At 57.9% G+C, this 11,965-nt stretch carries 13 protein-coding genes and 1 pseudogene; 8 read left to right on the top strand and 6 right to left on the bottom strand.

Annotation, left to right across the window (positions count from 1 at the left end; translation table 11 throughout):
* Positions 1-592: 592 nt before the first annotated feature.
* Positions 593-1,261, top strand: coding sequence for a DUF3313 domain-containing protein (locus tag ACWKWM_RS20635; protein WP_483847911.1), 669 nt, complete (start codon positions 593-595; stop codon positions 1,259-1,261).
* Between the two features lie 45 nt (positions 1,262-1,306).
* Positions 1,307-1,387: pseudogene (locus tag ACWKWM_RS20630) on the top strand (transporter); the annotation flags it as partial.
* Positions 1,388-1,514: 127 nt separating this feature from the next.
* On the opposite strand, the gene ACWKWM_RS20625 reads toward ACWKWM_RS20630, so the two are convergent.
* Both ACWKWM_RS20625 and ACWKWM_RS20620 read right to left on the bottom strand, forming a co-directional pair.
* Complete coding sequence (locus tag ACWKWM_RS20625; RefSeq protein WP_483847910.1) at positions 1,515-1,952, bottom strand: GFA family protein; 438 nt, start codon at positions 1,950-1,952, stop codon at positions 1,515-1,517.
* A 227-nt stretch (positions 1,953-2,179) separates the two neighbouring features.
* The gene (locus ACWKWM_RS20620) at positions 2,180-2,827 is read right to left on the bottom strand and encodes a helix-turn-helix domain-containing protein (protein WP_483847909.1); all 648 of its coding nucleotides are present in this window, start codon (positions 2,825-2,827) and stop codon (positions 2,180-2,182) included.
* Between the two features lie 258 nt (positions 2,828-3,085).
* On the opposite strand from ACWKWM_RS20620, the gene ACWKWM_RS20615 reads away from it, so the two are divergent.
* The 6 genes from ACWKWM_RS20615 to ACWKWM_RS20590 are packed head-to-tail and all read left to right on the top strand — an operon-like array spanning position 3,086 to position 7,899.
* Positions 3,086-4,054: an ABC transporter substrate-binding protein gene (locus ACWKWM_RS20615; RefSeq protein ID WP_483847908.1), complete on the top strand. Its 969-nt coding sequence runs from the start codon at positions 3,086-3,088 to the stop codon at positions 4,052-4,054.
* Positions 4,055-4,099: 45 nt separating this feature from the next.
* The gene (locus ACWKWM_RS20610; RefSeq protein ID WP_483847907.1) at positions 4,100-4,897 is read left to right on the top strand and encodes an amino acid ABC transporter ATP-binding protein; all 798 of its coding nucleotides are present in this window, start codon (positions 4,100-4,102) and stop codon (positions 4,895-4,897) included.
* 3 nt (positions 4,898-4,900) lie between these two features.
* Entirely contained in the window at positions 4,901-5,575 is a 675-nt protein-coding gene (locus tag ACWKWM_RS20605; protein WP_483847906.1) for an amino acid ABC transporter permease, read from the top strand.
* 1 nt (position 5,576) lies between these two features.
* Positions 5,577-6,224 (top strand): amino acid ABC transporter permease, encoded by a 648-nt coding sequence (locus ACWKWM_RS20600; protein ID WP_483847905.1) that lies wholly within the window; start codon positions 5,577-5,579, stop codon positions 6,222-6,224.
* Between the two features lie 39 nt (positions 6,225-6,263).
* Positions 6,264-6,638: a RidA family protein gene (locus tag ACWKWM_RS20595; RefSeq protein ID WP_483847904.1), complete on the top strand. Its 375-nt coding sequence runs from the start codon at positions 6,264-6,266 to the stop codon at positions 6,636-6,638.
* A 4-nt stretch (positions 6,639-6,642) separates the two neighbouring features.
* On the top strand, positions 6,643-7,899 hold the full coding sequence (locus ACWKWM_RS20590) for a D-amino acid dehydrogenase (protein WP_483847903.1): 1,257 nt from the start codon (positions 6,643-6,645) through the stop codon (positions 7,897-7,899).
* Positions 7,900-8,011: 112 nt separating this feature from the next.
* Here the strand turns inward: ACWKWM_RS20590 and ACWKWM_RS20585 are convergent, their stop codons facing one another.
* The 4 genes from ACWKWM_RS20585 to ACWKWM_RS20570 all read right to left on the bottom strand — a co-directional run bounded on the left by ACWKWM_RS20585 (position 8,012) and on the right by ACWKWM_RS20570 (position 11,963).
* Positions 8,012-8,848 carry a PhzF family phenazine biosynthesis protein gene (locus ACWKWM_RS20585; protein WP_483847902.1) on the bottom strand — a complete coding sequence of 279 codons (837 nt, stop codon included), beginning with the start codon at positions 8,846-8,848 and terminating at the stop codon, positions 8,012-8,014.
* Positions 8,849-9,340: 492 nt separating this feature from the next.
* A complete protein-coding gene (locus tag ACWKWM_RS20580; protein WP_483847901.1) occupies positions 9,341-10,174 on the bottom strand; it encodes an ABC transporter ATP-binding protein in 834 nt (277 codons plus the stop codon).
* Positions 10,162-10,965 carry an ABC transporter permease gene (locus ACWKWM_RS20575; protein ID WP_483847900.1) on the bottom strand — a complete coding sequence of 268 codons (804 nt, stop codon included), beginning with the start codon at positions 10,963-10,965 and terminating at the stop codon, positions 10,162-10,164. Before ACWKWM_RS20575 ends, ACWKWM_RS20580 begins: the two co-directional genes overlap by 13 nt.
* A gap of 11 nt (positions 10,966-10,976) precedes the next feature.
* A complete protein-coding gene (locus ACWKWM_RS20570; RefSeq protein ID WP_483847899.1) occupies positions 10,977-11,963 on the bottom strand; it encodes an ABC transporter substrate-binding protein in 987 nt (328 codons plus the stop codon).
* Between the last annotated feature and the right edge of the window lie 2 nt (positions 11,964-11,965).

Below are 11,965 nucleotides of genomic sequence, written 5' to 3'. Positions count from 1 at the left end.
AACATGTCAGTATTTCGACGTCGTTAATGCTTCAGAACTACAAAAGCTAAAGATTTGCGAAAACTCCTTTAAATAATAGTTAAGTTTTCGGGAAAAAACAGTGCGCGTTTCTAAAAGCCTGCTAGATTCATTTGACAGACAAAATTTTCGAATATATTTCAATCCATATAGAATCAAAAGTAGTTTGTAATCTGCCCAAAATACGTAACTCGTCTGTATTGTTTCCAGTTCCCCATCTGTTTAACTATAGTGACTGTCAATATCTTGTTAGTGCTTTTGAGCCAGCCTAGGACAAACTAACTCAGCTGAATGATTCCAGGAGTTCTTAGATAGTTAGCTAGGTAATTAATAATGCCTTTGAGCCCTGCGATAATAATGGCTGGCCGTACGCCGGACATCGACTCCATTGCAGCCCAAGGAATGCGCTTCACCGATTACTACCCTGAGGGCAGCGGCACAGCGGGCAGGGCAAGCTTCATTACCGGTGAGTGGCCGATTCGTCCCGGATTGACACGCCGGTCAAGGTGCCTGGCGGGTCAAATACATCAATTAACGAGCTACCCTCGTCTCTATCACGAAAGGACACAATGACATGAGTACATCGAAGCAATGGGTTGCTGGCTTTGCAGTGGGCGCTCTGCTGTTGAGCGGCTGCGTCTCCAAAGTCACAGAGAAGGAGCAGTTCTCGGGGTATCTGGACCGCTACGATGTATTACAACCCGCCGTCTCCGCCAGCGGAGCGCCCACTTTGCGCTGGGTATCGCCGCGCTTTAACCCGTCGGCGTATGACACTGTCGTGTTCGACCCTATCATTCTGTACCCCGCTCCAAGGGCGACAGACCGGGTCAATCTTCAGACCCTCGAGCAACTTCGCAATACCACCAATCAGGGTGCAATGAGTGCGTTGTCCAAACGTTATCGTGTGGTCAATTCAACTCAGCCGATGGGTGCCCGCGCATTGATCATGCATGCGGCAATTACCGGTGTGAGCGCGTCCAACGAAGGGATGAAGTGGTATGAGGTCATTCCCGTCGCGGCGGTGGTGGGAAGCGTCAGTGCGGCGACTGGCCACAGGGATCAGAACACCGAACTCTATGTTGAAGCCATGTTGATCGATGCCCAGACCAATGAACCAGTGGTTCGCGTGGTGCGAAAAGTGTTTGGCAAGCAACTCAACAACGCTTCGACGCAGATTTCGGCCAGTGACTTCAACCAGGCGCTCAAAGACCTGACCAGCGATCTGAGCGCTTTTATTCGTTAAAAGTGTGCAGGCCGCAACTGACTGATAACCAGTAGTGCGGCTTGAGCGCTTACTCGGACCGTCTCGGAGCAGACTGGATCCCCCGATGTGAACACCTGGACACTGCGCTTGCAGTTCGTCTGGTAACTGCGATGACCGGCGCTTTATTCAGTCGCACTATGCGCCGTCGGTTTGCGCGCCTTGTAGGAATGCTTACGTGCGCTACAGATCCATATCGGCCGTCGACGCACAGAGGGAAATCGTTAAGTTTTTCTCAGTGAGCAGTATCAGGAAAAAATCGCAGGTATCCCGCAATGTGCGGTCCGCCTCCACCAGGCTGATCCTTTGGATGGATTCGCCCCTCGTTGACTGGCACCTCTGCAAAGTCAAATGGACTTACCCCTTCCAGGCAGGCTGCGTTAATCCCATATTGATTCGGGTTAGATCGGCGCTGGTGATGTGTGTAGATCCCACACTTCGAGCAGAAATAGTGTTTGGCTTGCAGGGTGTTGAACTGATACAGCGTCAACCATTCCTCGCCAGCAGTGACTTCTATGTCCTCAAGCTCTGCTGAGACAGCAACGGCACCCCTCATGCGGCAATAAGAGCAGTTGCAGCGACGTGCGGTGTTGAGTCCGTCGACCAGTCGTACTTGGAGTTGTACTGACCCACAGTGGCATGAAGCTCGTAAAGGTTTCGTTTTGTTGTCCATTTATTTTTCCTTTCTCGATGATCGCTTCTGGTCGATAGCTGCCTGTCGCTGAGACGTCACATCGACCAGGCAATTCTTCACCTGATCGTCAGCGCTTAGAGAAACCGAGTTAGATGTAACTCAGCAAGCCCTGGGAAAGAGGGGGTGAAACTCGCCAGATCGCTGTCACGAATTGGCGGGGAAAATGCTGAGGCTTGCGTGTAGCAGGGATCGCTGAATAGCCTCGCTCAGCTTCGGTTTCGGGACACTATGGTCAGGAAGCGAGCGGGCGTCGACACGCCATAATAGGCGTGCGGCATGGATGCGTCGAAGTACACGCTGTCGCCCTTGTTCAACTGTACGGGCGAGTAATCCTCCATTAAAAATACAATGCTCCCCTCCAGCACGAGGAGAAACTCCTCTCCATCATGCCCTTCGAGCTTGCGTAGTCCGGTGTCCGGGATTGCGTCGACAATCGTCGGCTCCATGCTTTTGGTCGCAAGTTCCGAGCCCAGCCATTCATAAACACCACGTGCGGTGTTGTGCATCACCCCGGAACCGGCGTAGTTGATCGCTCGGCAGCCCTTGGCAAAGCGTTGCTCCTCAGGGCCAAGCATGTCCGCCCAGCGAATTTCCAGAGCCTCGCACAAGCGGGCGAGCACAGCGTAGGTCGGGGATATCAGGCCGTTCTCGATCCTCGAAATCGTCGAGATAGACACATTGGACTGCGCAGCCAACCTGGTCAGTGACCATTTCAGGCGCTTGCGCTGCATCGCAATCATGGGTCCGGGTTCGTGCATCGCCAAGGAGGGGCCGGGCGTGCGCTCAATCGGCGCTAGCGCGAGCACCTCGGTGCCGTTTGAAGCGAAACGTTTCGAACGGGGCTGATCGCTCATTGCGCAAAAATCCGTATTGAAAGGGGGGCAGGACGAGAGGGAATCGACCGGCAAGGATTTTGCGGCTTATCTCTGAATTTCTCAACTGAGAAAAACATTTGCATTTATGCAAAATCGTTATAGAGTCGATCTCGCCAACACAAAATCAATTAGCCCCACCGCGCACTACTTTTGCTTGTCTGCCCAGCCTGTTGTTCGAAGTTTGCTCCGTCGCTGACGAGACAAACCAGTCCATCAATTTCTTGTGGTAGGTGACTCATGACTTCAGATTCAAAATTCCTTGCCCACGGTTTGTCTCGTCGCTCGCTGCTCAAGGCTTCAGGCGTGGGTGCCGTGGCGTGTGTCGCTTCAGGATTGATGGGTCGCATCCCGTCCAGTTTTGCCGCCGGGGCGCCGATCAAGACCGTGCGTGCCGGTTATCTCACCGCAGCCTGCATGGGCGACATGCCGCTGGGTGCCGTGCGCGACGGTCAGCCGGTAGGCACTGATCTTGAGATGCTCAAGCTCATTGCCGACCGACTGGAACTCAAGCTGGACATCCTGCCCATGGGCTTTCCGGCGGTCATCGAAGCCGTGCGCTCGGGACGGGCCGATTGGTTCGGTGGCAACTTCGCGTGGAACCCTATGCGCTCCAAGATCCTGTTGCTGACCGATGCCGTCTTCTACACCGGCGCATACATCATCATGCGCGAGAGCGAGCCGTTCTCCAGCAGTATCACCGCCGACGATTTGAAAGGTCGCACCATCGGCAGCAACACCGGTTATTCGGTGGTTCCGGACATGAAAAAAATACCGGGGGTCAAGGAAGTGAAACTCTACGACAGCTCCGACTCGTGCATCCGCGACGTGGTCGCCGGTCGCCTGGATTTTGCGGTACTCGACGCACCGACCATCGACTACATGATCCTGCAAAACCCGAGCATGAAGCTCAAACAGATTCCCATTGCGTTCGATGAGCGCTACCCAAGCCTGACCGGAAAGTTCGAAGCGATCTGGGGTATCTATCCGCAGAACACCGAGCTTTTCGACGGTATCAATCAAGGCATCCGCTGGCTCAAATCCACCGGGCAGATTGCGCCGATCCTCGCCAAATACGGCATCAAGAATCCTGACTACCTAGTGCCTATGCCGGTCGATCCGCGCCTTGGCGTCGACCGCGATGAGCAGGGCGATGTGCTGGGCCCGTTCAAGCATAGCCCGCGAGATTTCAGCCAGTCGTTCAGCTGATCCGGCGTGATTACCGCGCTCTAACACTCGCATAAGGGTTTCTGCATGTCCCATGCACCGTCTCACGCAGCCTCGCTCCAGCCTCTGGTGCGGATCGAAGGCCTGCACAAATCGTTTGGCCGGATCGAGGTGCTCAAGGGTATCGACCTTGCCGTGATGCCTGGCCAGAAAGTGTCGTTGATCGGGCCCAGCGGCTCCGGCAAGACCACGCTACTGCGTTGCATCAACTTCCTGGAGGAGCCCACGGCTGGCGACATCTATGTCGACAACCAGTTGATGGGCCAGCGTGAAGTGGCGGGACGCCGCGTGCCATTGCGCGATGTCGAGCTTGCGCGAATGCGGGCCAGCATCGGCATGGTGTTCCAGCGATTCAATCTCTTTGCTCATCTGAGCGTGCTGCAGAACATCATGCTCGGACCGCTCAAGGTACAAGGCCGGCCCGGGCCTGAAGCCGAAGAGCTGGCGCGGTCGTTACTGTCCAAGGTCGGTCTGCACGGCAAGGAGCAGGCCTACCCGGATCAATTGTCCGGAGGCCAGCAGCAACGCGTCGCCATTGCCCGCGCATTGGCGATGAAGCCCAAGCTGATGCTGTTCGATGAGGCCACTTCAGCGCTGGACCCCGAACTGGTTGGCGAAGTTCTGGGCGTCATGCATCAGTTGGCGGAGGAGGGCATGACGATGATCATCGTGACCCATGAAATGCGCTTCGCCGAGCAGGTTTCCGATCAGGTGGTGTTCATGGCCGACGGACGCATCGTCGAGCAAGGCCCGCCGCGACAGGTGTTTCGCGAAAGCCAAGTGGAGCGTACCCGAGCGTTTATCCGCGCAGTCGAGGAGCGCTGACCGATGGCGTTCATCAGCGAACTGGAACACGCCGCCCAGTTGTTTCCGTACTTTCTGAAAGTGCTTGGGCTGGGTGCCATGACCACGGTCGGCCTGACCCTTGCGTCCTTTGTGGTCGCGGTGTTGCTGGGGTTTGCTCTGGCGTTGATGCGGCTGTCGCGCAGCTTCTTGCTGCGTAGCGTGGCAAGCCTGTATCTGGAGCTGTTCCGCAATGTCCCGATCCTGACCCAGCTATTCATTCTGTATTTCGGTCTGACCCACCTGGGGCTGACGCTGCCAGCGACAGTCGCGGCCATCGTCGGCTTCGGCCTCAATGGCGCGGCGATCCTGTGCGAAGTATTCCGCTCCAGTATCAATACCGTAGACCGGGGGCAGGGCGAGGCTGCATCCGCCATCGGTATGACCCGGCGCATGGCGATGCGCATCATCGTGCTGCCCCAGGCGATCAAAGTCGCGTTGCCGGGCATGGCGAACTTTGCAATCAGCTTGCTCAAGGACACCTCACTGGCCTCTGCGGCGGCGGTCCCGGAGCTGGCGTTCAAGGCACGAATGCTGGTCAGTGAAACCTACCAGACCAATCAGATTTACCTGATGGTCGCGGTGATCTACCTGATCCTCAGTCTGGTACTCGCGCGGCTGGGAAATCGGGCCGAATCAGCACTGAAAAGGGGCCACTGAAATGACCTATTTCGAATTGTGGCAGGCCTGTCGCGAAGAACTGTTGAGCGCTGCCCTGGCGACCTTGCAATTGGCATCCGGAGCCCTGCTGATCGGCCTGGTAGTGGGGCTGCTGGTGGCGCTGCTGCGGATGAACCCATCGGCGCGGATCAGGCGCCTGGCGACGATGTACGTGGAACTGTTTCGCGGAACGCCGGCGCTGGTGCAGTTGTTCATTCTGTATTTCGGCCTGACCGCTGTCGGCATCGAGTTCAGCTCGTTCCAGGCTGCAATGATCGGGCTGGGGCTCAACGCTTCAGCGTACCTGAGCGAGGTATACCGATCCGGCATCGAGGCCGTGCCCAAAGGCCAGTTCGAAGCCGCCCGGACCATCGGCATGACCCGCTACAAGACCATGCGCTGGGTTGTGCTGCCGCAAGCTATCCGCGTGGTGCTGGCGCCGATCGGCAACGTAGCGATCTCGTTGCTCAAGGACACCTCTGTGGCCTCGCTGATCGCCGCGCCCGACCTGATGCTGCGGGCGCAAGACTTGAGCTCGGTCTATTTCATGCCGCTGGAAACCTACTTGATCGTTGGCGCGATCTACTTCGTGCTGTGTTTCCCGCTGTCTCTCGCTGTCCGGATGCTGGAGCGCAAGACCTCCAGATGATTTCTCACAAAGCACCTCTAAACCTCAACAGGAGTCACCATGCGTAAAGTCATGAAAACAGGTCTGCCAGACGGTTCGTCGCCCGTGGAGTGGGCAACGATGGGCGGCAAGACGTTGTACACCGCCAGCATTCCAATCTACGGCGATGGCAGCATCGAAACCGGCGATATCGCGGTGCAGACCGAGCTCACACTCAAGAACCTCAAGCAGACCATCGAAGCGGCGGGGGGCACCATGGATGACTACACCCAACTGCAGGTGATCCTCACCGACAAGCAGTATTTCGAAGGCATGAATGAGATTTATCGCCAGTTCTTCACCGCGCCATTCCCTAACCGCGCCACGATCATCGCCGACCTGATGGTGCCGGGTGCCAAGATCGAAATTATCGCCAACGCCTACCTGGAACGGTAAACCCATGACCGCCACGATCATCATCGGCGCCGGCGTCATCGGCGTGACCACCGCTTGTTTCCTGGCACGCGAAGGCTTGTCGGTCACGGTTCTGGACAGCCAGGCGGAACCGGGCCTGGAAACCAGTTTCGCCAATGGTGGTTTGCTGGCGGCCAATAGCGCGCTGCCCTGGTCCTCCCCGGGTACGCCGCTGCAAATGCTCAAGTGGCTGGGGCGTGAAGATGCGCCCCTGCTGCTGCGGCCCTCGGCAATCCCGTCGTTGGGCACCTGGGGGCTTAAATTTCTGGCCAATTGTCGCGACAGTAAATACCGCGACACAGCCAACACCTTGACTCGCTTTGGCCAGCACAGTCTGGGCTTGATGGATGCGTTGATGACCACCGAGCCACTGCAGTTCGATTTCGCTCGTGGCGGCTTCCTCGAGATTTTCAAAGGCCCGAATGCACTGGCCACTGCCGAAGCCTTTGCCCTTCTACTCGGGCGCATGGGCGCGGTGGTCAAACGGCTGGACCGCTACGAATGCGTCGCCCTGGAACCCTCGTTGGCGCCGATCGAATCCACCATCGAAATCGGCCTGTGGCTGGAAAACGACTGCTGGGGCGATGCGCACAAATTCACCCGGGAAGTGGCCCGGGTGGCCGCTGCGCAGGGTGTTCGATTTGAATACGGCAACCAAGTGACCGGCCTTGAAGTAAGCGCCGGAAAAATCACCGGCGTGACTCTGGCCAACGGTCGTATGGCTGCAGACCGAGTGATCGTGTGCGGCGGCGCAGCGTCACCGAAACTGCTGGCGCCCTGCGGCGTGAAGCTGCCCATCGCACCGGTCAAGGGCTACTCGCTCACCCTGGCGCGTGACGAGGCCGGAATCGCGCCCACCCGGCCGATCGTGGATGATCATGAACACATCTGTGTCACGCCCCTTGGCGATCGACTGCGGGTTGCGGGCACGGTGGAATTCGCCGGCAATGACCGCACGTTGCATGCTTCCCGGGTGGAAAACCTGAAGAACGCACTGCGTAATCTTTACCCGCAGATTCGCATGCCAGAGAAGGTCAATGCATGGTGCGGTATGCGCCCAATGACCGTTGATGGCCTGCCATACATCGACGGCACGGCGATTGAGAACCTTTTCGTCAACACCGGTCACGGCGCACTCGGCTGGACGCTGGCCTGCGCCAGCGCCGAACGGGTAACGCAGCTAATACAGGGCAGGTATGCGCCGAACGTTGGAGCCTTCCGCTTACATCGTAGAGTGATTTGATCTGGGGTTTGGACCTGATCCGGCGAGCGCCACATGCCGACGAGTAATGCTCGCCTTCAGGATAAGATGCACGCTCATTGGCGCTGCTGCCGATATCCAACGTTCGACCTATTTAGAACACCGCACGCCCCGAGATGCAGGGCTGCACGGTTCCGCCAACCCAGACTTCATCTTCGATGCTCTCGATGTGCAGACGCCCGCAACGCCCCATGGCTGTACCCTGACTCGCCGTATATTGCTGGCTCATGACGCCCTCGCGTATAAGCCATTGGGCCAGGCTGGCGTTAAGGCTGCCGGTCACTGCATCTTCGTTATGCTCCTCTCCCATGAACGCTCGGACTTCTACATCCGCAAGCGCCTGAGCGCCAGTCCACGGCGCGATCACGCCGACATTCAGACCTTCAAGGGCCGCATAGTCGGGCTCGATGGCCAGTACTTCTTCTCGAGTCGCCAGCAGAACACCGGCCCACCCCGGGCCATTGTCCACCCAGTGGCTGCGCTGGATTTGCGATGCGCAGAGCCCCAGCCCTCGTTCGATCAGTTCAAGGGTCTGCGCTTCAAGCGGGCCCCTGCGCAGCATGGCGGGTGCGCGGAAAGCCAGGCGTCGTCCTTGTTTTTTTATTCGCACCAGCCCGGCATCGCACTCCTGAGTGATTTCTTCGTCTGTGCAGTTGGGGTTATGGGTTAACCACACGTGGCAGCTGCCCAACGTCGGGTGGCCTGCGAAGGGTAACTCCCTCAAGGGCGTAAAAATTCTCACGCGGTAATGCGCGCCCTGCATCGATGGTTGCAGCACAAAAGTCGTTTCGCTCAGCTGCGTCCACCGCGCGAAAGCCTGCATCTGTTCGCTCGTCAGACCATCAGCGCCCGCTACCACTGCCAATGCGTTGCCCTGGTAGGGAGCTTCGGCAAACACGTCGACTTGTTCAAAGAGTAAAGAGGAGGGCATCGCAAATTCCTTGGTTTTAATTACAGAGCGGCATTGGTGATCGTCGAACGCCCGCTTCTGGCCGATTTTGGGCTGCTATCGACCCATTGCGGTCAGTTGGCCTCTTTGGATCGATGTCCCATGGATCGGCGATGAGTGGCAGCAACACTACCGGTGCTGGCCTGCTGATAGGGATCGATAGCGAGCAGGTCGCGATACCTTACGCCAGGTCACGGCACGCGACTTTGGTCAGGGGGCCGCTACTTTACGTGAGGTTATCTTCTTTTGACGTAGCCATCGGTTGCCATTCGACCGGCTTCATTAATATCGCCATGTCTGTGAGTTTTGCCGGCGATGTATTTCCAGCAGGTGATCCTTGGCAACTGCCTGACAGACAGAACCCCGAGATCGGGGCCTAGCGGAAATAAATTGGAGCGCATAGGGGGCGTGTCAGAGGCAGGCAGGTCGGCAATGGTTGCAAAGGCGTCAGTGATCAACCATTGCCGCCTGGGCTCAATGCTCTTGCGGGACGTCGTGCAGCAGGTGAAAGATATCGCGCTTCATCTTGATGAAGTCAGGGTCCATGACCATGTCTAGGTTCCTCGGACGCGCTATAGGGACGTCCAGGACTTCCTTGATGCGTCCCGGGCGTGCGCCCATCACGAAGATGCGATCACCCAGCAGGATGGCCTCGTCGATGTCGTGGGTCACGAAAAGCACGGTCTTTTTGGTGTGCTCCCAGACTTTGAGCAGCAGTTGTTGCATTTGCAGGCGGGTCTGGCTGTCCAGGGCGCCGAACGGTTCGTCCATCAGGAGGATCTGTGGGTCATTGGCCAGGGCACGGGCGATGGCGACGCGCTGCATCATGCCCCCGGACAACTGCTTTGAGTAATTGTCAGCAAATCGAGTCAGGCCGACCTCGTTGAGGTAATGCTCGACGATTTCCTTGCGCTCTTTTGCGGGCACGTTGCGGCGCTTGAGACCGAATTCGATGTTCTGTCGCACCGTCAACCATGGAAACAACGTATAGCCCTGAAAGACCATGCCGCGGTCCGCTCCCGGGCCGTCGACCTGTTTGCCACCGACGTAAATCTCCCCTGATGTGGGTTCGGCCAGGCCCGCGGTCAGGTAAAGCAGACTGGATTTGCCGCACCCGGACGGGCCGACCAATACCGCAAATTGCTGGTCTGGCACCTCGAACGACACCTGTTCCAGCGCCGTGAAGGTATTGCCTGCGGGCGTCTGGTAACGCAGGCTGACGTTCTCGACCTTAAGCTTCGGCGCAGCAGTTGGCGCTACCTCAAGTGGGGTGGCGAGCCGAGGAGACGTTGCGTTTACTGAGCCCATGCGGCCACCTTCAAGCGTAGAAATCTGAAAAGTTGATCAGTGATCAGGCCCAGCAGGCCGATCACGGCAATCGCCAGAAAAATCACATCGACCTGGAAACCACGCATGGCCTTGAGGCTGAGATAACCCAGCCCACTCGACGCAGCGACCAGTTCAGCGACGACCAGGTAAGTCCAGGCCCAACCCATGGTGACCCTTAACGTGTCCAGCACCCCCGGCAGCGAGGCCGGTGCGATCACGTGCAACACCGCATCACGACGGCTCGAGCCCAGGGTGTAGGACGCATTGATCAGGTCCTTGGAGATCCCTTTCGACACGTCTGCGATCATCACCAGTTGCTGGAAAAACACACCAAAAATGATGATCGACACCCGTTGCTCAAGACCGATGCCGATCCACAGGATGAACAGCGGCACGAACGAGGTGACCGGCAGGTAGCGGATGAAGTTGACCAGCGGCTCAAGGAAGGCCTGAACCACCCGGAAGCTGCCCATCAACATCCCCAGCGGGACCGCGACCAGAGACGAAATCACGAACCCGATCATAACCACTTCAAGGCTGGCCCAGACATGCAGGCCCAGCGTGCCGTCACGTCCCAGTCGAATCGCGGCCTGAACCACATCGCCCGGTGTCGGCAGGAACATCGCGGGCACCACGCCGCCGTAGGAAAGGCCCGCCCACAGGCCGATCAATAGAATCCAGGCCATGGCACTGGCGCTCCAGATGACCTTAATCGGCAAGCTGGTCTTGGGCGTCAGGCAACGGTTCAGCCATGAGTTGCGCTTGGACATGCCGAGCTCCTTTATTTCGGGGTGACGAAACGATTGTCGATCAAGTCGCTGTAGCTGACGTTGTACGGTTTGCCCTGCAATTCGCTGGCCGCTTCATTGGCCAGCTTGATCACACTGGCGGCATCGCCGGTGCTGCCGTTGGTGCCGAGCAGTTTCTCGCTCATGGCCTGATCATAGAAACGCACGCCTTTGGCGGCAGCGGCCAGTTCGGCTGGATCGGCCAGATAGCCGCCGACGCCTTTGGCCATGATCGCGTAGGCTTCGGCCGGGTGATCCTTGGTGTATTGCACGGCCTTGTACAGACCTGCCACCAGCGCCTTGACGTCTTGCGGCTGCTTCTCGATTACGTCACAGCTCAAGGCCACGACATCGACGATCACGCCGGGTGTGCTGCTGCTGTCGACCAGAACCTTGCCTTGCTTCTTGTTGCGCACGGTGGACAAATGCGGTTCCCAAGTCACTGCCGCCGGGACACGACCAGCGATGAAGGCAGTCGCTGCGTCATCGGCGGTCATGTTCTGGATGGTCAGGTCGCTCATTTTCATGCCGGCGTTCTTGAGCAGGTAGCTCAGCCAGAACTGCGACACCGAACCTTCGTTGACCGCCACCGACTTGCCCTTGAGGTCCTGCAGGCTGTTGATGTCGTTGCTCACCAGCACGCCGTCGCCGCCGTGGCTTTCATCCAGGGCAGCAACCGCCCTGAAGCAGAACTGCGGACGGTACTTAAGGATTTCATCCAGGGTCGATGCCGAGCCCGATAATTTGCCCGAGGCCTGAGCGGCCATGTACATGGAGGCCTCTTCGATGGTCGGCAAGTCGACGGTCAGGCCGGCGTCCTTGAAATAACCCAGATCCTTGGCCAGATACAGCGTGCCGTAACCGACCCATGTCGTGTGGCCGATGGAGAGGGTGCCTGCCTGTGCGGCGCTGGCCATGCCGGCAGCGATGGCGGTCAGCGCCAGGGGACGCATGCAGCGCGAAACGAAAGACTTGATCATTG

It is taken from the genome of Pseudomonas rosaeacicularis (genome assembly GCF_057128745.1).
This window is presented reverse-complemented; position numbering and strand designations above follow the sequence as displayed.

Bases quoted from the DNA above. Each gene is read 5' to 3' on its own strand.
- ACWKWM_RS20595 (WP_483847904.1), top strand. From the start codon at position 6,264: ATGCGTAAAGTCATGAAAACAGGTCTGCCAGACGGTTCGTCGCCCGTG.
- ACWKWM_RS20570 (WP_483847899.1), bottom strand. From the start codon at position 11,963: ATGATCAAGTCTTTCGTTTCGCGCTGCATGCGTCCCCTGGCGCTGACC.
- ACWKWM_RS20610 (WP_483847907.1), top strand. From the start codon at position 4,100: ATGTCCCATGCACCGTCTCACGCAGCCTCGCTCCAGCCTCTGGTGCGG.
- ACWKWM_RS20580 (WP_483847901.1), bottom strand. From the start codon at position 10,174: ATGGGCTCAGTAAACGCAACGTCTCCTCGGCTCGCCACCCCACTTGAG.
- ACWKWM_RS20635 (WP_483847911.1), top strand. From the start codon at position 593: ATGAGTACATCGAAGCAATGGGTTGCTGGCTTTGCAGTGGGCGCTCTG.
- ACWKWM_RS20615 (WP_483847908.1), top strand. From the start codon at position 3,086: ATGACTTCAGATTCAAAATTCCTTGCCCACGGTTTGTCTCGTCGCTCG.
- ACWKWM_RS20605 (WP_483847906.1), top strand. From the start codon at position 4,901: ATGGCGTTCATCAGCGAACTGGAACACGCCGCCCAGTTGTTTCCGTAC.
- ACWKWM_RS20620 (WP_483847909.1), bottom strand. From the start codon at position 2,827: ATGAGCGATCAGCCCCGTTCGAAACGTTTCGCTTCAAACGGCACCGAG.
- ACWKWM_RS20585 (WP_483847902.1), bottom strand. From the start codon at position 8,848: ATGCCCTCCTCTTTACTCTTTGAACAAGTCGACGTGTTTGCCGAAGCT.
- ACWKWM_RS20590 (WP_483847903.1), top strand. From the start codon at position 6,643: ATGACCGCCACGATCATCATCGGCGCCGGCGTCATCGGCGTGACCACC.
- ACWKWM_RS20575 (WP_483847900.1), bottom strand. From the start codon at position 10,965: ATGTCCAAGCGCAACTCATGGCTGAACCGTTGCCTGACGCCCAAGACC.
- ACWKWM_RS20625 (WP_483847910.1), bottom strand. From the start codon at position 1,952: ATGGACAACAAAACGAAACCTTTACGAGCTTCATGCCACTGTGGGTCA.
- ACWKWM_RS20600 (WP_483847905.1), top strand. From the start codon at position 5,577: ATGACCTATTTCGAATTGTGGCAGGCCTGTCGCGAAGAACTGTTGAGC.